This window comes from Pseudomonas citronellolis (assembly GCF_900112375.1).
Lineage (GTDB): Bacteria > Pseudomonadota > Gammaproteobacteria > Pseudomonadales > Pseudomonadaceae > Pseudomonas > Pseudomonas citronellolis.
In genome coordinates this window covers 22,908-42,489 of record NZ_FOLS01000049.1, presented here as the reverse complement: position 1 = coordinate 42,489, position 19,582 = coordinate 22,908, and the positions used below count along the sequence as shown (strand labels likewise).

The 19,582-nt window shown below is 69.4% G+C and carries 21 protein-coding genes and 1 pseudogene; 20 read left to right on the top strand and 2 right to left on the bottom strand.

Going from position 1 to position 19,582, the window contains the following annotated elements; translation table 11 throughout:
- The coding region (locus BM060_RS30385; RefSeq protein WP_369679013.1) for a toxin VasX at positions 1 to 718 on the bottom strand (718 nt) is incomplete at its 3' end.
- A gap of 166 nt (positions 719 to 884) precedes the next feature.
- Here BM060_RS30385 and BM060_RS33100 point away from each other — a divergent pair.
- The 20 genes and pseudogenes from BM060_RS33100 to BM060_RS30285 form a co-directional block, all read left to right on the top strand.
- Positions 885 to 1,016 (top strand): annotated as a pseudogene (locus BM060_RS33100) (hypothetical protein); the annotation flags it as partial.
- Positions 1,017 to 1,459: 443 nt separating this feature from the next.
- Entirely contained in the window at positions 1,460 to 2,302 is an 843-nt protein-coding gene (locus tag BM060_RS30375) for an ABC transporter ATP-binding protein (RefSeq protein WP_116426052.1), read from the top strand.
- A 20-nt stretch (positions 2,303 to 2,322) separates the two neighbouring features.
- Positions 2,323 to 3,321: an ABC transporter substrate-binding protein gene (locus BM060_RS30370; RefSeq protein WP_074986021.1), complete on the top strand. Its 999-nt coding sequence runs from the start codon at positions 2,323 to 2,325 to the stop codon at positions 3,319 to 3,321.
- A 16-nt stretch (positions 3,322 to 3,337) separates the two neighbouring features.
- Positions 3,338 to 4,111 (top strand): ABC transporter permease, encoded by a 774-nt coding sequence (locus tag BM060_RS30365; RefSeq protein WP_043315312.1) that lies wholly within the window; start codon positions 3,338 to 3,340, stop codon positions 4,109 to 4,111.
- Positions 4,112 to 4,121: 10 nt separating this feature from the next.
- Entirely contained in the window at positions 4,122 to 4,883 is a 762-nt protein-coding gene (locus tag BM060_RS30360) for an SDR family oxidoreductase (protein WP_074986020.1), read from the top strand.
- Between the two features lie 11 nt (positions 4,884 to 4,894).
- Entirely contained in the window at positions 4,895 to 5,428 is a 534-nt protein-coding gene (locus tag BM060_RS30355) for a cupin domain-containing protein (protein WP_074986018.1), read from the top strand.
- Positions 5,429 to 5,447: 19 nt separating this feature from the next.
- Positions 5,448 to 6,284: an alpha/beta fold hydrolase gene (locus BM060_RS30350; protein ID WP_135499983.1), complete on the top strand. Its 837-nt coding sequence runs from the start codon at positions 5,448 to 5,450 to the stop codon at positions 6,282 to 6,284.
- 4 nt (positions 6,285 to 6,288) lie between these two features.
- A complete protein-coding gene (locus BM060_RS30345) occupies positions 6,289 to 7,110 on the top strand; it encodes an IclR family transcriptional regulator (RefSeq protein WP_074986011.1) in 822 nt (273 codons plus the stop codon).
- Positions 7,107 to 7,904: an SDR family oxidoreductase gene (locus BM060_RS30340; protein ID WP_074986009.1), complete on the top strand. Its 798-nt coding sequence runs from the start codon at positions 7,107 to 7,109 to the stop codon at positions 7,902 to 7,904. The genes BM060_RS30345 and BM060_RS30340 overlap by 4 nt, the downstream gene beginning before the upstream one ends.
- Positions 7,897 to 9,579, top strand: a complete 1,683-nt coding sequence (locus BM060_RS30335; RefSeq protein ID WP_074986007.1) for a thiamine pyrophosphate-binding protein — start codon at positions 7,897 to 7,899, stop codon at positions 9,577 to 9,579. Before BM060_RS30340 ends, BM060_RS30335 begins: the two co-directional genes overlap by 8 nt.
- A 10-nt stretch (positions 9,580 to 9,589) precedes the next feature.
- Positions 9,590 to 10,393: an aspartate dehydrogenase gene (locus BM060_RS30330; protein WP_074986005.1), complete on the top strand. Its 804-nt coding sequence runs from the start codon at positions 9,590 to 9,592 to the stop codon at positions 10,391 to 10,393.
- Between the two features lie 10 nt (positions 10,394 to 10,403).
- Positions 10,404 to 11,891, top strand: coding sequence for an aldehyde dehydrogenase (locus tag BM060_RS30325; RefSeq protein ID WP_074986003.1), 1,488 nt, complete (start codon positions 10,404 to 10,406; stop codon positions 11,889 to 11,891).
- A complete protein-coding gene (locus BM060_RS30320; RefSeq protein WP_074986001.1) occupies positions 11,888 to 12,856 on the top strand; it encodes a VOC family protein in 969 nt (322 codons plus the stop codon). Before BM060_RS30325 ends, BM060_RS30320 begins: the two co-directional genes overlap by 4 nt.
- Before the next feature lie 10 nt (positions 12,857 to 12,866).
- A complete protein-coding gene (locus BM060_RS30315) occupies positions 12,867 to 14,009 on the top strand; it encodes an FAD-dependent monooxygenase (RefSeq protein ID WP_074985999.1) in 1,143 nt (380 codons plus the stop codon).
- A 9-nt stretch (positions 14,010 to 14,018) separates the two neighbouring features.
- A complete protein-coding gene (locus tag BM060_RS30310) occupies positions 14,019 to 14,336 on the top strand; it encodes a hypothetical protein (protein ID WP_061560595.1) in 318 nt (105 codons plus the stop codon).
- Position 14,337: 1 nt separating this feature from the next.
- Positions 14,338 to 14,559, top strand: coding sequence for a recombinase-like helix-turn-helix domain-containing protein (locus BM060_RS30305; RefSeq protein ID WP_074985997.1), 222 nt, complete (start codon positions 14,338 to 14,340; stop codon positions 14,557 to 14,559).
- Between the two features lie 18 nt (positions 14,560 to 14,577).
- A complete protein-coding gene (locus BM060_RS30300) occupies positions 14,578 to 15,609 on the top strand; it encodes a Rieske 2Fe-2S domain-containing protein (protein ID WP_074985995.1) in 1,032 nt (343 codons plus the stop codon).
- Entirely contained in the window at positions 15,606 to 16,043 is a 438-nt protein-coding gene (locus tag BM060_RS30295; RefSeq protein WP_074985993.1) for a RidA family protein, read from the top strand. The genes BM060_RS30300 and BM060_RS30295 overlap by 4 nt, the downstream gene beginning before the upstream one ends.
- Positions 16,040 to 16,996 carry a PDR/VanB family oxidoreductase gene (locus BM060_RS30290; protein ID WP_074985991.1) on the top strand — a complete coding sequence of 319 codons (957 nt, stop codon included), beginning with the start codon at positions 16,040 to 16,042 and terminating at the stop codon, positions 16,994 to 16,996. The genes BM060_RS30295 and BM060_RS30290 overlap by 4 nt, the downstream gene beginning before the upstream one ends.
- Before the next feature lie 356 nt (positions 16,997 to 17,352).
- Positions 17,353 to 18,588, top strand: a complete 1,236-nt coding sequence (locus tag BM060_RS30285) for a putative porin (RefSeq protein ID WP_074985988.1) — start codon at positions 17,353 to 17,355, stop codon at positions 18,586 to 18,588.
- A 43-nt stretch (positions 18,589 to 18,631) separates the two neighbouring features.
- Here BM060_RS30285 and BM060_RS30280 read toward each other — a convergent pair whose 3' ends face one another.
- On the bottom strand, positions 18,632 to 18,829 hold the full coding sequence (locus tag BM060_RS30280; protein WP_074985986.1) for a hypothetical protein: 198 nt from the start codon (positions 18,827 to 18,829) through the stop codon (positions 18,632 to 18,634).
- Between the last annotated feature and the right edge of the window lie 753 nt (positions 18,830 to 19,582).

Genomic DNA, 19,582 nt, shown 5'->3' with positions numbered 1-19,582 from the left:
GCTCGGCCTGGGGGTGGCGCATGGCGGCTTGCGAGCGGGCGTTGTACCACTCCATGGCGTGGATATAGGCGCGCACGTTCTCTTGGGTGGGGGCGGCGTTCATCCGCTCGGCCAGTTCCCGGGTCCGTCGTTTGTCCGCCTCGCGGTTCTGCGCATGTTCCTTGGCCAGAACGCGTTCGCGGACCTCCGGCATCAGTTCGGCCAGCAGCGTTTCACTTGCGTCGAGCGGAGGGCAGTGCGATGCCTGCAGGCGCAGGGCGACCTCGCCCAGGGCGACGTGGCGCATGCGCCGCTGGCGTATGCCGGCCTCCGCCAGTTGGGCGCAGGCGTCTGCGCCGAGGGGGATTTCGCTGTACAGGAGCCAGGCATCGTGGCGCTTGTCCAGGGCGAAGCCGGCCTGGCTGCCGTGCAGCAGGACGCTCTCGTCGGCCGTCAGCGGTTGTGCCTGCAGCAACCCGTCGGCGGCCACGGCATAGCGTTGCAGCGGCCCCTGCGCATGCCAGAGGTAGAGGAAGCCACCGCGCAGGCGGCGCAGGGCCATGGGGTGGCTGCTGGCACGCACGGCCGGTTGCAGGCTGGCGTGGCGGGCGGGGTGCTCGGCCAGGGCGTAGCGCGCCGGGACGACGTACAGCTCGTTCTGGCGCGCCGGGCAACTGGCTATCGGGTTGCGGGCGTCGTCATGGCTCATGCCGTGCAGGCGGTTGGGGTTGCTGATCATGAAGCGCTCCTATACGAACCGCCGAGGCGGGATAACCCGGCATGGCAGCAGTTCGAATAGGGGAGGTGAAGTCGGCTTGAGCCCGTATTGGTGCGTGAAAAATCCGGGGTGGATTGGGCTGGGTACCGACCCGGGTTTGAACGTGGTGAGTAGAGGCAGGAGGCTCTACCTGTCGGCCACCAGCTCCGGCCTGGCCTACCTGACCAAGCGCTTCAAGGACTTCCCCCACCGCGTGCATATGACCCTGCAAGGGAGGCCGTGCTCGGTGCTGGTGGAGTGCGCCAAGGCGCATTTGTAAACGTAGACCCGGCCAGACGCCTGCCGGGCTGGCCGGCGTACTCGATTCTTCCCCCATGCACGGACGGCCCCCGCCCTTCAGGGAGAGGGGACCGTTGGGCAGAACGAAGGGCCACGCAGTCAGCCGGCTGGTCCTGTTCGCGAGCAAGCTCGCTCCTACACAGTCCCCCTCGCCTTCCCGCCGCGCCTCCCCTGATGGCGCACTGATAGGTAGCACCCGCAACCGATCTGCTACCGCGCTGTGCAGAAATTTCCCAGTGCCTTCGAAAAACCATTTCATGGGTGAAACAATCGGACGTTTCACAGCGGAAACGCACAACTATTTGATTAATAAGGAATAAACAAAAGCCTCCGAGAGAAAAATCACGTGGCATTGTTCATGCATAAATCAACGCACCGTATATGAAACAAAGCGAGATGAGGAACATGGCTGCCACCCAAGAGATGTACGCCGTCGTAGAACGGGGAACCGACTCCATGCGTCGCCAGGAAGGTGCGCGGCCGGCCGACGTGGAGATCGTCTTCGAGAACGTCGGCAAGTGCTTCCCGAAGAAGGGCGAGCGCGATGCGCCCTTCGCCGTGCGCGGGCTGAACTTCAGCATCCGCAAGGGCGAGGTGGTTTCCATCATCGGCCCCTCCGGCTGCGGCAAGAGCACCCTGCTGAACATGGGCAGCGGGCTTTATACCCCCAGCGAAGGCGCGGTGTTCGTCGGCGGCGAGCGCGTGGTCAAGCCGGTAGCCAAGGTCGCCTTCATGCTGCAGAAGGACCTGCTCATGCCCTGGCGCAGCATCCGCCGCAACGTCGAGCTGGGCCTGGAGATCCAGGGCGTGGCCGCGGCGCAGCGGCGCGCGGTGGCCGAGCGGCTGATCGACAAGTGCCACCTGGCCGGCTTCGGCGACCACTACCCGTTCCAGCTCTCCGGCGGCATGCGCCAGCGCGCGGCCCTGGCCCGCACCCTGGCCATCGACCCGCAGGTGCTGTTCCTCGACGAGCCGTTCTCGGCCCTCGACGCGCAGACCAAGATGATCCTCCAGCAGGACCTGGCGCAGATGCTCTACGAGCAGAAGAAGACCGCGCTGTTCATCACCCACGACCTCATGGAAGCCATCGCCCTCTCCGACCGAATCCTGGTCATGAGCGCCCGCCCCGGCAACATCATCGAGGAGATCGAGGTCGACCTGCCGCACCGCGACAACCCCCTGGAACGCCGCAAGCTGCCCGGCGCCGGCCCCCTGGTCGGGCGCCTGATGGACCTGCTGAAAGTCGGCGACGACCTTCTCCACTGACCCCGCACGAGGACCCGCTCATGCGCAACACCCTGCTCTCCCGCTTCGCCGGGCCGCTGCTCGCCCTGTGCGCCTGCGCCGCCAGCGCCGCGCCCACCGAGGTCACCTACCTGCTGCCGGCGCCGCCCAGCTCGCCGGCCTTCGCGCCCTGGGTCATCGCCCAGCAGAAGGGCTACTACGCGGCCGAGAACCTCAAGGTGACCTTCCTCGCCGGCAAGGGCGGCGTCGACGTGGCCAAGCAGATCGGCTCGGGCAACGCCCTGGTCGGCGGCGCCATCGGCGACACGCCCATCGTGGTGCGCGCCAACGGCGTGCCGGTGAAGGCCGTGGCCGTGCTCGGCGGCGGAGGCGTGACCCTGCTGGCGGCCAGCGCCGACAGCGGCATCGACTCGGTGAAGGCGCTCAAGGGCAAGACCCTGACGGTGATGTCCTACTCCGACACCACCTACTACGCCCTGCTCGCCTCGCTGCGCAAGGCCGGCCTGGGCCGCGACGACGTGGACATCCAGGCCGCCGGCCCGGCCGGCGTCTGGCAGCTGTTCTCCGCCGGCAAGGCCCAGGCCATGGCCGGCGTGCCGGACTGGTTCGTCAACGCCGAGGACGCCGGGCTGAAGGCGAAGCTTCTGCCCCAGGACCAGGTGTTCGAGAGCATGGCCCAGGCCATCCTCGCCTCCGACGACGCCATCGCCAACCACCCGGACGTGGTCCAGGGCGTGGTCAGCGCCACCCTCAAGGGCATGGCCGACATCATGGCCGACCCCAAGGGCGCCGCCGCCACCTTCGCCGCCGCCGTGCCGGCCTACAAGGGCAAGGAAGCCTCACTGGAGCGCATCTTCCGGCTCTACGACGAGCACGTGTACCCGGGCCAGGCGGTCCCCGGGCAGATCGACGAGCAGCGCCTGGCCAAGGTCGCGCGCTTCTACGTCGAGGAAAAGATAGTGCCGCGCGCCACCCCGCTGGCCGAGCTCTACACCAACCGCTTCGTCGAGGCCAACGCCGCCCGCCTGGCGCAACAGTAAGCACCCGGAGTCGCACATGACGCTTTCCCGTTCGAGCGCCGGCAGCCTGGCGCTGCTGGTGGTTTTCCTCGCCCTCTGGCAATGGGGCCCGGGCCTGCTCGGCATGCCCGAGTTCGTCCTGCCCAACCTCACCCGCGTGGCCCGGGAGGCCGTGGCCATGTGGCAGGCCGGCAACCTGCTGGAGCACAGCCTGATCACCACCCTGGAGATCATCGTCGGCTTCGCCCTGGGCGCCCTGCTGGGCGTGGTCATCGGCGTCGCCCTGGGCCTGTCGCCGTCGGCCGAGGCCATGCTCTCGCCGTACATCCTGGCGCTGCAGATCGCCCCCAAGGTGGCCTTCGCCCCGCTGTTCGTGATGTGGCTGGGCTACACCGTGTACCCGAAGATCCTCATCGCCATCCTCATCGTGTTCTTCCCGGTGATGATCAACGTGCTCTCGGCGATCCGCACCGTCGATCCGGACATGATCAACCTGGTCCGCGCCCTGAGCGCCAACCGCTGGCAGCTGTTCCGCCTGGTGGAGTTCCCCTCGGCGATGAGCGCGCTGTTCTCCGGCCTGCGCATCGCCTCCACCCTGGCGGTGATCGGCGTCACCGTCGGCGAGCTGGTCGGCGGCAACAAGGGCCTGGGCTTCCTGCTGGTGGACGCCGAGGGCCAGGGCAACACCGCCGGGGTGTTCGTCACCATAGTCGCGCTGACGCTGATCGGCGTGCTCGCCTACGCCGCGGTGGTCTGGGCCGAGAAGCGCGTCCTGCACTACCTGCCCAAGGCCAACCTGGCCACCGCCTGAGGACGCACCCATGACTGCAAGCAACCTGTTGCAAGGGCGCCGCGTGCTCATCACCGGCGGCGCCGGCGGCCTGGGCCTGGCCTTCGCCGAAGCGGCGGCCCGCGCCGGGGCCCGCGTGGCGATCGCCGACCTGCGCGCCGACGAGGTCCAGGCGGCCGCCGCCAACCTGCGCGAGCAGGGGCTGCCGGTCGACGGCCTGGCCCTCGACCTGCGCGAGCCGCACTCTATCACCGCCTGCGTGGAAGCCGCGGTGGAACGCCTCGGCGGCCTCGACGGCCTGGTCAACAACGCCGCGGTGACCAACTCCGGCGGCAAGCCCGGCGAGGCGCTGGACATCGCCACCTGGGACCTGGTCATGCAGGTCAACGTGCGCGGCGCCTGGCTGATGACCAACGCCTGCCTGCCGGCGTTACGCGCAAGCGGCCGCGGCGCCATCGTCAACCTGGCCTCCGACACCCCGCTGTGGGGCGCGCCCAACCTGCTCGCCTACACCGCCAGCAAGGGCGCGCTGATCGCCATGACACGCACCCTGGCGCGCGAGCTGGGCGCCGACGGCATCACCGTCAACGCCATCGCCCCCGGCCTGGTGGAGGTCGAGGCCACCGCCTACGTCCCCGCCGAGCGCCACGAACTGTACCGCCGCCAGCGCGCCATCCAGCGCGCGCAGCTGCCCGCGGACGTGAGCGGCGCCGTGCTGTTCGCCCTGTCCGACCTGTCCCGCTTCGTCACTGGCCAGACCCTGCCGGTCAACGGCGGGTTCGTCATGCTCTGAGGAGAAAACCGATGACCGATCTCAACCTGCAACAACAACCCAAGAGCTGGGAACGCCCGGCCGACGCCAGCTTCGAGCAGTGGTGCAACTCGCGCATCGCGCGCTACTCCACCCGCCAGTACGACTGGAACGCGCTGAAGTTCCAGGCCGACTACGACCCCAAGTACCGCCGCGCGCAGATGCGCTACATCGGCACCGGCGGCACCGGCGTGAACGCCGACAACAACACCATCCCGTCCGAGCACTTCACCTTCTCCACCATGGTCATCCCGGCCGGGCATGAAGGCCCGCCGCACCTGCACGTCGACGTGGAGGAAGTGTTCTTCGTCCTGCGCGGCAAGCTCAAGGTGATCCTGGAGAAGGACGGCGAGCGCTTCGAGACCATCCTCGGCGACCGCGACGTGATCTCGGTGCCGCCGGGCGTGTACCGCGAGGAAATCAACATCGGCGACGAGGACGCGCTGATGTGCGTGATGCTCGGGGCGAAGAAGCCGATCACCCCGACCTACCCGCCAGAGCACCCGCTGGCCAGCATCAAGCGCTGAGGGCCGGACGATGACGGCGATGAGCACGGCGGCCGCCTGGCAGGCCGACCTGGAACGCGACTTCCCGCAGCGCCTGGTGCGCCACGGCGAGGTCGTCAGCGCCTGGCGCGAGGCCGGTGCGGCCGATGCCCCGGCGCTGGTGCTGCTGCACGGCATCGGCTCAGGCGCGGCCTCCTGGCTGCCGCTGGCGCAGTGCCTGAAGGCGCACGCGCGGCTCATCGCCTGGGACGCCCCCGGCTACGGCGAATCCACGCCGCTGGCCGAGGCCGCGCCACGGGCGGAAGCCTACATGCTGCGCCTGCGCGAGCTGCTGGACGCGCTGGACGTGCAGCGCTGCGTGCTGCTCGGCCATTCCCTAGGCGCGCTGACCGCCCTCGCCCTGGCCAACGCCGAGCCGCAGCGCGTCGCCCGCCTGCTGCTGCTGAGCCCGGCGCGCGGCTACGGCGCGCGCCCGGCCGAAGGCGAAACGGTGCGCAGCCGGCGCCTGGCCGGGTTGGCCAGCGAGGGCATCGCCGGCCTCGCCGAACGCCGCGCCCCGGCCATGCTCGGCGCCAGCCCGAGCGCCGAGGCGCTGGCCTGGGTGCGCTGGAACATGGCGCGGCTCAAGCCCCACGGCTACCGCCAGGCGGTGGAACTGCTGTGCGGCGACGACCTGCTGCGCCTGGGCCGCCCGCCGGTGCCCGTCGAGGTGCTGTGCGGCAGCGAGGACGGCATCACCCCGCCGGCCGCCTGCCGCGAAGTCGCCGAGGCGCTGGCGGCGCCGTTCCAGCTCGTTCCCGGCGCCGGCCACGCCAGCCCCATCGAATGCCCCGAAGCCCTGGCCGGACACCTCGTCCGCTTCCTCGACAAGGACTGAAACCATGAGTACCGACACCCTCACCGAAAACCAGGAACGCTACATGGTTCCGGGGCTGGAACGCGGCCTGACGCTGCTGGGCGAGTTCACCCGCCACGACCGCACCCTCACCGCCCCGGAGCTGGCGCGCCGCCTGCAACTGCCGCGCACCACCATCTTCCGCCTGCTGGCCACCCTGGAGGCCCTGGGCTTCGTCACCCGCAGCGGCAACGAATACCGCCTGGGCATGGCGGTGCTGCGCCTGGGCTTCGAATACCTGGCCTCGCTGGAACTCACCGAGCTGGGCCAGCCGATCCTGCGCCGCCTGTGCGACGCCATCGACTACTCCTGCAACCTGGTGGTGCGCGACGGGCGCAACATCGTCTACGTGGCGAAGATCTCGCCGCCGTCGATCCTCACCAGCGCGGTCAACGTCGGCACCCGCCTGCCGGCCCACGCCACCGTGCTCGGGCGCATCCTCCTGGAAGACCTGGACCTTGCCGCGCTGCGCGAGCTGTATCCGGAGAAGCAACTGGAGCGCTTCTCCGAGGGCACCCCGCGCAGCACCGAGGAACTCTTCGACCTGGTGCAGAACGACCGCCTGCGCGGCTACGCGCTGAGCGAAGGCTTCTTCGAGGCGAGCATCTCCACCGTCGCCGCGCCGGTGCGCGACCACACCGGGCGCGTCTGCGCCGCCATGGGCGTGACCATTCCCGCCACGCGCATCGCCGAGCACCTGCTGGAGCCGCTGGTGCGCCAGGTGCGCAACAGCGCCGAGGAACTCTCCGGCCTGCTCGGGCACATGCCCAACCCCAACGTTCTGTCGCTGCAGAGGGTGCATTCATGAGCCTGTGCGACCTGCGCGGCCACGTCGCCGTGGTCACCGGCGGCAGCTCCGGCATCGGCCTGGCCACCGTCGAACTGCTGCTGGAAGCCGGCGCCGCCGTGGCCTTCTGCGGCCGCGACGCTGAGCGCCTGGCGCAAGCCGAAGCAGAACTGCGCCAGCGCTTCCCCGACGCGCGCCTGCTGGCCGCCCCCTGCGACGTGCTCGACGCCGGCCAGGTGCGCGACTTCGCCGCGCGCTGCCAACAGCAACTGGGCGCCGCCAGCATGCTGGTGTGCAACGCCGGCCAGGGCCGCGTCTCCACCTTCGCCGAAACCAGCGACGCAGCCTGGCGCGACGAGCTGGAGCTGAAGTTCTTCTCGGTGATCCACCCGGTGCGCGCCTTCCTGGCGCAACTGGAAGGCCAGGCGGACGCCGCCATCGTCTGCACCAACTCGCTACTCGCCAGCCAGCCGGAGCCGCACATGGTCTGCACCTCGGCGGCCCGCGCCGGGCTGAAGAACCTGGTGCGCTCGCTGGCCGTCGAGTTCGCCCCGAAGGGCATCCGCGTCAACGGCATCCTCATCGGCCTGGTGGAGTCCGGCCAGTGGCGCCGGCGCTTCGAGGCCCGCGAGGAACGCGAGCTGGACTGGGCGCAATGGACCGCGCAACTGGCGCGCAGCAAACAGATTCCCCTGGGGCGCCTGGGCCTGCCGCGCGAAGCCGCCAACGCCCTGCTGTTCCTCGTTTCACCGCTGTCGGCCTACACCACCGGCAGCCACATCGATGTATCCGGAGGCTTGTCCCGCCATGCGTAACGAAAACTCGGTCACCGTGGGCGCCGCCATCGCCGCCTTCCTCGAACAGTGCGGGGTCAAGGCCGCCTTCGGGGTGATTTCCATCCACAACATGCCGATCCTCGACGCCTTCGCCGTGCGCGGCAACATCCGCTTCGTCATGGCCCGCGGCGAGGCCGGTGCCACCAACATGGCCGACGCCTACGCCCGCGCCAACGGCAGCCTGGGCGTGTGCCTGACCTCCACCGGCACCGCCGCCGGCAACGCCGCCGGGGCCCTGGTCGAGGCGCTGACCGCCGGCACCCCGCTGCTGCACCTGACCGGGCAGATCGAGACGCCCTACCTGGACCAGGACCTGGCCTACATCCACGAGGCCCGCGACCAGCTGGCCATGCTCAAGGCGGTGTCCAAGGCGGCCTTCCGCGTGCGCAGCGCCGAGACCGCGCTGAGCACCCTCAAGCTCGCCGTGCAGACCGCCCTGAGCGCGCCGGCCGGCCCGGTCAGCGTGGAAATCCCGATCGACATCCAGTCCGCCTACATCCCCATGCCCGAAGACCTGGCGCCGCTGCCGGTGCCGGTCGCCGCGCCCACCGCCGAGGCCCTGGACCGCGTCGCCGAACGCCTGGCCAGCGCGCGCCGGCCGATGCTCTGGCTCGGCGGCGGCGCCCGCCACGCCGGCCACGAAGTGAAGCGCCTGATGGACCTGGGCGTGGGCGTCATCACCTCCACCCAGGGCCGCGGCGTGGTCAACGAGGACGACCCGCGTTGCCTCGGCGCCTTCTCCCAGAACAAGCGGGTGGAAGCCTTCCTGCAGGGCTGCGACGCGCTGCTGGTGGCCGGCTCGCGGCTGCGCAGCAACGAGACCTTCAAGTACGCCCTGAAGCTGCCGCCGGTGACCTACCGCATCGACGCCAACCCGGCCATCGAGGGCCGCTGCTACAACAGCGAGCTGTTCATCTGCGGCGACTCGGCGCTGGCCCTGGCCGGCCTGGCCGAGCGCCTGGAGGGCCGGCTGAAGGTCGAGCCTGGCTTCGCCGAGGAACTGCGCCAGGTGCGCGAGCAGTCGCGCGCGCAACTGCTGGAAGAACTCGGCCCCTACGCCTCGATGGTCGAGCAACTGCAGGGCATGACCGGCCGCGACTTCACCTGGGTGCGCGACGTGACCCTGTCCAACAGCATCTGGGGCAACCGCCTGATCCACCTGTTCCACCCCCAGGCCGGCATCCACGCCCTCGGCGGCGGCATCGGCCAGGGCCTGTGCATGGGCATAGGCGCGGCCATCGCGGCGGCGGAGAACGCACCGCAGCGCAAGGTCTTCGCGCTGTGCGGCGACGGCGGCTTCATCCTCAACCTGGGCGAGATCGCCACCCTGGTGCAGGAGAAGGCCAAGGTGGTGATCCTACTGATGAACGACCAGCGCTACGGCGTCATCCGCAACATCCAGGACGCCGTGTACGGCGGCCGCCACTGCTACGTCGACCTGCACACCCCGGACTACGCGCGCCTGGCCGAGTCGGTGGGGCTGCGCCACGCGCTGGTCAAGGACCTGGCGGATTTCGCCGGCGTGCTGGAAAGCGCCTACGCCACCGACGGCCCCTTCCTGCTGGAAGTGGACATGTGCGCGGTGGGCAACTTCGCCAAGCAGTTCGCCGGCCCGCCGAACATGGAAACCCGCCACCAGAAGGCCACGGCCTGAGGACCCCGCCATGCTGCACATCGCCATGATCGGCTGCGGCGCCATCGGCCTCAGCGTGCTGGAAATGCTCAAGGACGACCGCGACCTGGCGCTCGACCAGGTGGTGGTCCCGGCCGGCCACCTCGACCAGGCGCGCCAGCGCCTGGTCGGCATCGCCGCGCAGGCCCGCGTCGTCGAAACCCTGGACTACGCCCGGCGCCCCGACCTGCTGGTGGAATGCGCCGGCCACGCGGCCCTGGCCGAGCACGTGATCCCGGCACTGGAGCGCGGCATCCCGTGCCTGCTGGTGTCCATCGGCGCGCTCTCCGAGGACGGCCTGGCCGCGCGCCTGGAAGAAGCCGCGCGGCGCGGCGGCACCCAGGTCGAACTGCTCTCCGGGGCCATCGGCGGCATCGACGCGCTGGCCGCGGCCAAGGTCGCCGGGCTGGACTCGGTGGTCTACAGCGGGCGCAAGCCGAGCCGCGCCTGGAAGGGCACGCCGGCCGACGAGCGCTTCGACCTCGACGGCCTCACCGAACCCACGGTGATCTTCGAGGGCAGCGCCCGCGAGGCGTCCTCGCGCTACCCGAAGAACGCCAACGTCGCCGCCACCCTGTCGCTGGCCGGCCTGGGCCTGGACGCCACCCGCGTGCGCCTGATCGCCGACCCCACCAGCGAGGAGAACGTGCACCACTACCAGGCCCGCGGCGCCTTCGGCGAATTCGAGATGACCCTGCGCGGCAAGCCGCTGGCGGCCAACCCCAAGACCTCGATGCTGACCGTGCTCAGCATCGTCCGCGCGCTGGGCAACCACGCCCACGCCGTCTCCATCTGAGGACAGCGCCATGCTCGATCTCGACGCAATCCAACCCATCTGCATCGCCGGCCAGTGGCGCCTGGGCGGCGGCGACCTGTACGCCAGCCACTACCCGGCCGACGGCTCGCCCATCGCCCGCCTGCACGCCGCCGGCCTGGCCGACGTGGAAGAAGCCATCCAGGGCGCCCAGCGCGCCTTCCTCGCCAGCGGCTGGGCGCAGCGCAAGCCCCACGAACGCGCCGCGGTGCTGTACCGCGTGGCGCAGCTGATCCGCGAGCACGCCGAGGAACTGGCGCAACTGCAGCGCCTGGACAACGGCAAGCCGATCCGCGAGACCCGCGCCCTGGTGGCCAGCGCCGCCGGCACCTTCCAGTTCTTCGCCGCGGCCTGCGAGACCCTGGAGGAAAGCATCAGCCCCTCGCGCGGCGACTTCCTCAGCATGAGCGTCTACGAGCCCATGGGCGTGGTCGCCGCCATCACCCCGTGGAACTCGCCGATCGCCTCCGAGGCGCAGAAACTGGCGCCGGCCCTGGCCGCCGGCAACGCAGTGCTGATCAAGCCGGCGGAAATCACCCCGCTGGCGGCCCTGGCCCTGGCGCGCCTGTGCATCCAGGCCGGGGTGCCGGCCGGGTTGATCAGCGTGCTGCCGGGCAAGGGCTCGCTGATCGGCGACGCCATCACCCGCCACCCGCTGGTCAAGCGCGTGTCCTTCACCGGCGGCACCAGCACCGGCAAGCACATCGCGCGCATCGCCGCGGACAAGATGATGCCGGTGTCCATGGAGCTGGGCGGCAAGTCGCCGACCATCGTCCTGGAAGACGCCGACCTCGACCACGCCGTGGCCGGGGTGCTCTACGGCATCTTCAGCAGCTCGGGGGAATCCTGCATCGCCGGCTCGCGGCTGTTCGTCGCCCGGCCGCTGTACGAACGCTTCCTGCAACGCCTGGTCGAAGGCGCCGAGCGCCTGCGCATCGGCGACCCGGCCGACGAGGCCACGCAGATGGGCCCGCTGATCAGCGAACGCCACCGCGAGAGCGTCGAGCGCTACGTCGACCTCGGCCTGTCCGAGGGCGGCCGCCTGCTCGCCGGCGGCCGCCGCCCGCAAGGGCCGCAGTACGAGCGTGGCTGGTTCTACACCCCGACCATCATCGACGGCCTGGGCAACGATGCGCGCCTGTGCCAGGAAGAGGTGTTCGGCCCGGTGCTGGCGGCCCTGCCCTTCGACGACGAGCGCCAGCTGATCGAGCAGGCCAACCACAGCGTCTACGCCCTCGCCGCCGGCATCTGGACCCGCGACTTCCAGCGCGCCTGGCGCCTGGGCCGCGCCGTGCAGGCCGGCACCGTGTGGATCAACACCTACAAGCAATTCTCCATCGCCACCCCCTTCGGTGGCTGGAACGACAGTGGCCTGGGGCGCGAGAAGGGGCGCCTGGGCATCCTCCAGTACATGGAGCAGAAAGCCCTGTACTGGGGCCTCAACCAGCAGCCCATCGCCTGGGCCGGAGCGATAGCATGAGCGTACTTGGCATCGACGAGATCACCTACGGCGTGGAAGACCTGCCGCGCTGCCGGCGCTTCTTCGAGGACTGGGGCCTGAGCCTGGTCGAGGAGCGAGCCGACCAGGTGGTCTTCGAAACCCTCAACGGCTGCCGCGTGGTGGTCGCCGCCCTGGACAAGCCCGGCCTGCCACCGGCCATCGAGCCCGGCTCGACGGTACGCGAGGTGGTCTGGGGCGTGGCCAGCGCCGACGACCTGGCGCTTTATGCCAGCCGTATCGCCACGGCGCCGGGCTTCGTCGAGGGCGGCGGGCGCATCGGCTGCACCGACCCCAACGGCCTGGCGATCCGCCTGCAGGTCACCCGCAAGCGCGAACTGGTGCTGGAGGAATGCGGCGCACACAACACCTGGAACAGCAAGGCGCGGATCAACCAGCCCAGCCCGGTGTACGAGCGCGCCACCCCGGTGGAAGTCGGCCACGTGGTGTTCTTCGTCAAGGACGTCAACGCCTGCGAAGCCTTCTACCGCGAAGCCTTCGGCTTCCAGACCTCGGACCGCTACCCGGACCGCGGCGCCTTCCTGCGCACCGCCGAGGAAGGCGGCCACCACGACCTGTTCATGCTCCAGCTGCCGGCGCCGCGCGCCGGGCTGAACCACGTCGCCTTCACCGTGCGCGACATCAACGAGGTGTTCGGCGGCGGTATGCACATCGCCCGCTGCGGCTGGGACACCGAGATCGGCCCGGGCCGCCACCCGGTGTCCTCGGCCTTCTTCTGGTACTTCAAGAACCCCGCCGGGGCGCTGGTGGAGTACTACGCCGACGAGGACCAGCTGACCGGCGACTGGCAGCCGCGCAGCTTCGAACCGGGCCCCACGGTGTTCGCCGAATGGGCCATCGCCGGCGGCCTGGACGGCGTCACCCGGCGGCAGAAAGGCGCCGAGGGCCCGCAAGGCAAATTCCTGACCGAAAAGAACAAGAGCTGAGGAGAAACCCATGTCCAAGCTGAAGATCGGCGTGCTCGGCGCCGGCATCGGCGGCCTGTGCGCCGCCATCGCCCTGCTGCGCGCCGGCCACGACGTCGTGGTGTACGAACAGGCCAAGGCGTTCCTGCGCGTCGGCGCCGACATCAACCTGACGCCCAACGCGGTCAAGGCCATCGACGGCCTGGGCGTCGGCGAGGCGGTGCGCGCCAGCGCGGCGCGGCCCACCCACCGCATCAGCCGCACCTGGGACAGCGGCGAGGAGACCTCGCGCCTGGAGATGGCCGACGCCGCCGAGCGCAAGTACGGCGCGCCGCAGCTGACCATCCACCGCGCCGACCTGCTGGCCGCCCTGGCCGAAGCCTTCCCCCTGGAGCGCGTGCGCTTCGCCCGGCGCGCCCAGGCCGTGCGCCAGGAGGCCGACGGCGTGCACATCGAATTCGCCGACGGCAGCCAGGACCGCGTCGACGTACTGATCGGCGCCGACGGCATCCACTCGGTGGTACGCGCCGCGCTGTTCGGCGAGGAGCACCCGCGCTTCACCGGGGTGGTCGCCTACCGCGCCGTGGTGCCGGCGGTGAAGGTCGCCCAGGTGCCGCACATCCAGGCTTTCACCAAGTGGTGGGGGCCCAATCCGCAGAGCCAGATCGTCACCTTCCCGCTCAACCGCGGCCGCGACATCTTCATCTTCGCCACCACCGCCCAGGACAGCTGGCACCTGGAAAGCTGGACCACCCCGGGCAGCGTCGAGGAACTGCGCGAAAGCTACGCCCACTACCACCCGCACGCCCGCGCCCTGCTGGAGGCCTGCGACGAGGTGCTCAAGACCGCCCTCTACGAGCGCGACCCGCTGCCCTACTGGACCCGCGACAACCTGGTGCTGCTCGGCGACGCCTGCCACCCGATGATGCCGTTCATGGCCCAGGGCGCCGGCCAGGCCATCGAGGACGCCGTGGTGCTCGGCCGCATGCTCGCAGGCGTGCGCGACCTGGCGCAGGTCCCGGCGGCGCTCGCGGCCTACCAGGACGCGCGCCTGGAACGCACCAGCCAGATCCAGATCGGCTCGCGCGGCAACCAGTGGCTCAAGGCCGGCGGCAACGCCGACTGGGTCTACGACTACGACGCCTGGGCCACCCCGTCCGACAACGCCGCCTGAGCACCGAACATGAGCGAAACCCTGCTGCTGACCGTGCTGCTGCGCCACGACCAGTCGAAGAACCTGGAGGACATCCAGGCCCACATGAAAAAGATGGACTGGTGGGAACGCTTCCCCGGCGAAGGCGTGGAGATCGTCTCCTGGACCGTGGCCATGGGCCTGGGCCAGATCGTCACCCTGCGCCTGCCGCCGGCGCTGCTGCCGCGCGTCAACGTCGAACTGGAACGCTCCGCCTGGGGCGTGTTCCGCAGCGAATGCTACCCGACCTACGACTTCGTCCCGGTGCGTGAAAGCATCCGCGAACGGGTCCGCAATGGAGGCCAATGAAATGACCGAGCCCTACAACGAAACGCACCAGTCGCGCAGCCGCCCCAGCACGCCCTTCGAAGACCTGCTGGGCGACTCCATCGAGCGCGCCTACGCCGCCGGCAGGCACGACCTGCCGAGCCTGCTGGAACACCTGAACCTGGCCGGCCCGCCCTGCCCGCTGACCAGCGGCGAGTGGACCGAAGACGCCTACAAGACCCTGATGGCCCGCCTGGGCGAATAACGGGCGAGGAACGAGAAAATGACCGCACAGCTGACCGTCGATCCTGTCGAGAAGATCCTGGCCAATGGCCTGAAGAACCTCTGGTTCCCCGTCCTGCCTTCGCAACTGCTCGGCGACAAGCCGCTGTCCATCCGCCGCCTGGGCTACAAGATCGCCCTCTGGCGCGACAACGATGGCAGCGTCCACGCCCTGGAGGACCACTGCCCGCACCGCGGCGCGCCGCTGTCCCTCGGCCCGGTGCTGGGCGACCGCCTGCAGTGCCCCTACCACGGCGTGGAAGTGCGCTGCGACGGCACCGTCACCAAGGTCCCCGGCAGCCCCGGCTGCAAGCTCGAGGGCAGCCGCCCGACGCGCATGTTCCACGTCCGCGAGGCGGCCGGCGCGATCTTCCTCTACAACGCCGCCGACGCGCACCTGGAAAGCCCGCCGGAGCTGGTGCTGCCCGAGCAGCTGACCTCGCCCGAGTGGAGCAGCTTCATCTGCTACACCGAGTGGCGCGGCGACTACCGCTACGTCATCGACAACGTCATGGACCCGATGCACGGCACCTACCTGCACAAGATGTCCCACTCCATGAGCGAAGGCGCGGCCAGCGCCAAGTTCGTCACCCGCGACACCGAGCAGGGCTTCTTCTTCGAGAAGGAAGGCCAGCGCGGGGTGAACTTCGACTGGACCGAGTTCGTCGACAACGGCTGCCACTGGCTGCGCCTGGAAATCCCCTACCCGAAGACCGGCGGCCCGGGCGGCAACTTCACCATCGTCGGCAGCTACACGCCCAGCAGCCCGCAGCTGTGCGCGGTGTTCCACTGGCGCTGCCGCCCGCTCACCGGCTGGCAGCGCGACACCTGGCGCTTCCTCTACAAGAACCGCCTGGAAGCCCGCCACTGGGCGGTGCTGGAGCAGGACCGGGTGCTGCTGGAGCACATGGAGCCGGACGCCAACCAGCGCGAGAACCTCTACCAGCACGACCTGGGCGTGGTGCGCATCCGCCGCTACCTGAAGAACAAGGCCAAGGAGCAGCTGGAACTGATCGAGGCCACGCAGCTATGAACGCAGTCGTCCGCGTACGGGCCGAGGCGCTGGCGGAAGCGCCTGGCGCCAGCTGGTCCAACGCCCTGCGCATCGGCAACGAAGTGGTGATGTCCGGGATGACCGGGCATCCCGCCACCCGCGAGGCCGCCGAGCGCGGCGCGCCGCTGGGCGTCTACGAGCAGACGCTGCTGGTGCTGGGCAAGTGCCGGGCGCTGGTCGAGGCCGCCGGCGGCCACGTCGGCAACCTCTACCGGCTGACCGTCTACGTCACCGACATCGCCGCCAAGGACGAAGTCGGCCGCGCCCGCCGCGACTTCTTCGCCGGCCAGGCCTGCTACCCGACCTCCACCCTGGTGGCAGTGAGCGGCCTGGTGTTCCCCGAACTGCGCGTCGAGATCGAGGCCAGCGCGAGCCTGGACGTCGACCTGCGCACCGCCGAGGTACAGCCATGAGCAACGCAACCATCCCGGCGCTGGTGCACACCCTGCGCCACGAGGCCGAAGGCATCATGAGCGTGGAACTGCGCCCCTGGGGCGACACCCGGTTCCCGCCGTTCGAGGCCGGTTCGCACATCGACCTGTACCTGCCCAACGGCCTGGTGCGCAGCTACTCGCTGCTCAACTCGCCGAGCGACCAGGGGCGCTACGTGGTCGGCATCCTCCGTGACCGCAACAGCCGCGGCGGCTCGCGCTGGGTGCACGACAACCTGCGCGTCGGCACCCAGCTGCAGATCGCCGCGCCGCGCAACAACTTCGCCCTGGACGCCAGCGCCAGCCACAGCGTGCTGGTGGCCGGCGGCATCGGCATCACGCCGATCTACTGCATGTTCCGCCAGCTGCTCGCCCTTGGCCGCTCCGCCGAGCTGATCTACTGCGCGCGCTCGCGCCGCGAGGCCGCGCTGCTGGAAGAACTGCGCGGCCTCGACGCCCGGGTGCAACTGCACTTCGACGACGAGAAAGGCGTGCCGCCGGACCTCGCCGCCTACCTGGCCGGCCGCTCCACCGACGCGCACTTCTACTGCTGCGGGCCGACGCCGATGCTCGACGCCTTCGAACGCACCTGCGAGGCCCTGGGCTACCCCAACGCGCACATCGAACGCTTCGCCGCCGTCGAACAGGCCGCCGCGGAAGATGCCCTGGACAGCTACGAGGTGGAGCTGCGCAAGAGCGGCAAGCACCTGCGCATGGAAGCCGGCATGGTGCTGCTGGACGTGCTGCTGGAACAGGGCTGCGACCTCGACTACAGCTGCCGCGAAGGCGTCTGCGGCTCCTGCGAGGTCAAGGTGCTGGAAGGCGAGGTGGACCACCGCGACGGCGTGCTGACCAAGGCCGAGCGCGCAGCCAACCAGTCGATGATGGTCTGCGTCTCCGGCTGCCGCAGCCGGCGCCTGGTGCTCGACCTGTAGCCTCTCCTCGCCTTGCGCAAAACGGCAGCCCCCGGGCTGCCGTTTGCGTTTCTGCCGGCGTTTCCCAACGCACCGGATTCGTCCCTCGCGCCCCACGCCTGGGCATCCGCGTAACACTGCTCCGGGGGCGTTTCACGGGTGGTTCAAACGCCCGCGTTTCACCCATAACACATTGATATAAATAGGAAATATATAGAAAAACAGCCTCCCATCCATGGCATGGAAACTGCTCTCCTCCTCGGGCAGGAAATTGAAACGTTGATTCATACAAGAAACAAAAACGACCAGCCTTCGTGAAGCTGCGTGCGGCCCTGCTGGCCCACTTCCGAGGCTGCCTTTTCCGAGGTGACGCTTCCATGTTGAGACCCACCCTGCTGGCCGCATTCGCGCTGGCACACGCTCCGCTGCTGTTCGCCACCGAGCCCGGCCCGGCGCCGACCATCAGCCAGGGCATGCAGAACAAGCCCTTCCCGCACATCTCCTGGCGCAGCGAGGACGGCGACGCCAGCCTGGACGTCGGCGGCGCGCTGCGCGCCAACTACCGCTACGAGGACTGGGACAGCAGCATCAACCGCCCGGCGCGCTGGCTGTTCGACACCTTCCGCCTGGACGTGCAGGGCCGCTACCAGCAGTTCAGCCTCGACGCCGGCTACTGGTTCCAGGACCGCAACAAGCGCGCGGTGGACCGCGCCTACCTCGGCTACCGCTTCGACGAGCGTTCCGACCTGCAGGTGGGCGCGCCGGCCAGGCCCTTCGGCCTGCTGCCCTACCCGCAGTTCGGCTGGAGCTACCACATCCCGTTCTTCCTCGGCTTCGGCGTGAACACCGGCACCGGCCTGAAGTACGGCTACAAGGACAGCGACTGGGACTTCCAGGCCGCCTACTACCCGCGCATGCTGCCGTCGAGCATCCGCTACGCCCCGGAAGTCGGGCGCTACGCGGACCTCAAGGACAACGCCATCCCGGCGCTGCACGGCCGCCAGGACAACGAGAAGCGCGACCAGGTCAACCTGCGCCTGGCGCGCAGCTTCCAGGCCGGCGACTGGAACAACGAGCTGGGCGCGTCCCTGGCCGCCTCGCGGCTGTACAACGCCACCACCGACGACAACGGCAGCTTCTGGGCGGCCGGCGCCCACGGGGTGTTCAAGAACGGTCCCTGGACTATCTCGACCCAGGCGATCCGCTACGAATACGATCCGAAGAACCCCAGCGGCGTCAGCGACGACTCGGTGCTCATGGGCGGCAACGGCCTGACCCCGGCCTTCCTGGTGGCGGCCAAGGGCAGCATCGGCGGACTCAACGTCGGCTACGACGTCGCCACGCCCTGGCTGGGGCCGGTGAAGAAGGTGAAGCTGTACAACGACTACAGCCGGCTGTGGAAAGACAAGAGCGGCTGGGACGACTCGCAGATGTATACCGCCGGCATCCAGTTCTTCGCCCTGCCGGTTATGGCCTGGCTGGACTTCACCTGGGCGCGCAACGCCAACCCCTGGGGCGGCGCGGAGAACGGCACGGGCTGGACCTCGACCACCTCCTCGGGCAGCAACGACTGGTACTTCCGCACCAACCTGAACATCGGCTACTACTTCTGAGCCGGGCGGCGGGGCCAGGCCGGCGCCTGGCCCCGCGGGCCGCTCAGAACCGCTCCGCGTCCTGCGCGTGGCGCTGTACCTCTTCCCGCTCCAGGCTCTCGCGGTAGGCGTGGGCCTCCTGCTCGCTGTGGAACACGCCGACCAACAGGCCCTGCTGGTGCACGTCCCAGCAGCGCCGGCCAAGGGCACGGAATTCGCGGGATTTATGGTCTTCGTCGCGCTCAGTGACAACTACGCTCATCGGTTCTTCTCCGTTGTTTGACTTGCATCAAGGCGGAGTCAGAATCACTTAATTAGCCAGCTAACTAAATAGCCGAATCGGCAAAGGTTTTTTGCGAAAAGCGTGGGGAACGCGAGAGCAACTGTCTTGCCCATCGCGCCGGGGCGCTTTCGTAGGATGGGTTGAGCCTGCGAACCCCATGCGGCGATGGCGATGGGTATCGCTTCGCTCAACCCATCCTACGGGTGTTGTGTTCGCCGGCGGGCGTAGGAGCGGACCTTGTCCGCGATAGCCGGAGGTTCCGGCACGATTCGCGGATAAGATCCGCTCCTACGCTGCCCCACCCGCGCCATTCCCATGTAGGAGCGCGCCCTGCGCGCGATATCGCGGGCAGGGCCCGCTCCTACAATTTGCTGTGAGGCATGGAGTTTCCTCGTAGGAGCGGACCTTGTCCGCGATAGCCGGACGTCCTGGCGCGGATCGCGGATGAGATCCGCTCCTACGCTGCCCAACCCACGCCATTCCCATGTAGGAGCGCGCCCTGCGCGCGAAATCGCGGGCAGGGCCCGCTCCTACAATTTGCTGTGAGGCATGGAGTTTCCTCGTAGGAGCGGACCTTGTCCGCGATAGCCGGACGTCCTGGCGCGGATCGCGGATGAGATCCGCTCCTACGCTGCCCAACCCACGCCATTCCCATGTAGGAGCGCGCCCTGCGCGCGAAATCGCGGGCAGGGCCCGCTCCTACAATTTGCTGTGAGGCATGGAGTTTCCTCG

What these genes read in the sequence shown, in the direction of transcription:
- BM060_RS30355 (WP_074986018.1), top strand. Translation starts at nt 4,895, where the DNA reads ATGACCGATCTCAACCTGCAACAACAACCCAAGAGCTGGGAACGCCCG.
- BM060_RS30290 (WP_074985991.1), top strand. Translation starts at nt 16,040, where the DNA reads ATGAGCAACGCAACCATCCCGGCGCTGGTGCACACCCTGCGCCACGAG.
- BM060_RS30345 (WP_074986011.1), top strand. Translation starts at nt 6,289, where the DNA reads ATGAGTACCGACACCCTCACCGAAAACCAGGAACGCTACATGGTTCCG.
- BM060_RS30360 (WP_074986020.1), top strand. Translation starts at nt 4,122, where the DNA reads ATGACTGCAAGCAACCTGTTGCAAGGGCGCCGCGTGCTCATCACCGGC.
- BM060_RS30280 (WP_074985986.1), bottom strand. Translation starts at nt 18,829, where the DNA reads ATGAGCGTAGTTGTCACTGAGCGCGACGAAGACCATAAATCCCGCGAA.
- BM060_RS30310 (WP_061560595.1), top strand. Translation starts at nt 14,019, where the DNA reads ATGAGCGAAACCCTGCTGCTGACCGTGCTGCTGCGCCACGACCAGTCG.
- BM060_RS30365 (WP_043315312.1), top strand. Translation starts at nt 3,338, where the DNA reads ATGACGCTTTCCCGTTCGAGCGCCGGCAGCCTGGCGCTGCTGGTGGTT.
- BM060_RS30305 (WP_074985997.1), top strand. Translation starts at nt 14,338, where the DNA reads ATGACCGAGCCCTACAACGAAACGCACCAGTCGCGCAGCCGCCCCAGC.
- BM060_RS30330 (WP_074986005.1), top strand. Translation starts at nt 9,590, where the DNA reads ATGCTGCACATCGCCATGATCGGCTGCGGCGCCATCGGCCTCAGCGTG.
- BM060_RS30375 (WP_116426052.1), top strand. Translation starts at nt 1,460, where the DNA reads ATGTACGCCGTCGTAGAACGGGGAACCGACTCCATGCGTCGCCAGGAA.
- BM060_RS30350 (WP_135499983.1), top strand. Translation starts at nt 5,448, where the DNA reads ATGAGCACGGCGGCCGCCTGGCAGGCCGACCTGGAACGCGACTTCCCG.
- BM060_RS30340 (WP_074986009.1), top strand. Translation starts at nt 7,107, where the DNA reads ATGAGCCTGTGCGACCTGCGCGGCCACGTCGCCGTGGTCACCGGCGGC.
- BM060_RS30325 (WP_074986003.1), top strand. Translation starts at nt 10,404, where the DNA reads ATGCTCGATCTCGACGCAATCCAACCCATCTGCATCGCCGGCCAGTGG.
- BM060_RS30295 (WP_074985993.1), top strand. Translation starts at nt 15,606, where the DNA reads ATGAACGCAGTCGTCCGCGTACGGGCCGAGGCGCTGGCGGAAGCGCCT.
- BM060_RS30315 (WP_074985999.1), top strand. Translation starts at nt 12,867, where the DNA reads ATGTCCAAGCTGAAGATCGGCGTGCTCGGCGCCGGCATCGGCGGCCTG.
- BM060_RS30335 (WP_074986007.1), top strand. Translation starts at nt 7,897, where the DNA reads ATGCGTAACGAAAACTCGGTCACCGTGGGCGCCGCCATCGCCGCCTTC.
- BM060_RS30285 (WP_074985988.1), top strand. Translation starts at nt 17,353, where the DNA reads ATGTTGAGACCCACCCTGCTGGCCGCATTCGCGCTGGCACACGCTCCG.
- BM060_RS30370 (WP_074986021.1), top strand. Translation starts at nt 2,323, where the DNA reads ATGCGCAACACCCTGCTCTCCCGCTTCGCCGGGCCGCTGCTCGCCCTG.
- BM060_RS30320 (WP_074986001.1), top strand. Translation starts at nt 11,888, where the DNA reads ATGAGCGTACTTGGCATCGACGAGATCACCTACGGCGTGGAAGACCTG.
- BM060_RS30300 (WP_074985995.1), top strand. Translation starts at nt 14,578, where the DNA reads ATGACCGCACAGCTGACCGTCGATCCTGTCGAGAAGATCCTGGCCAAT.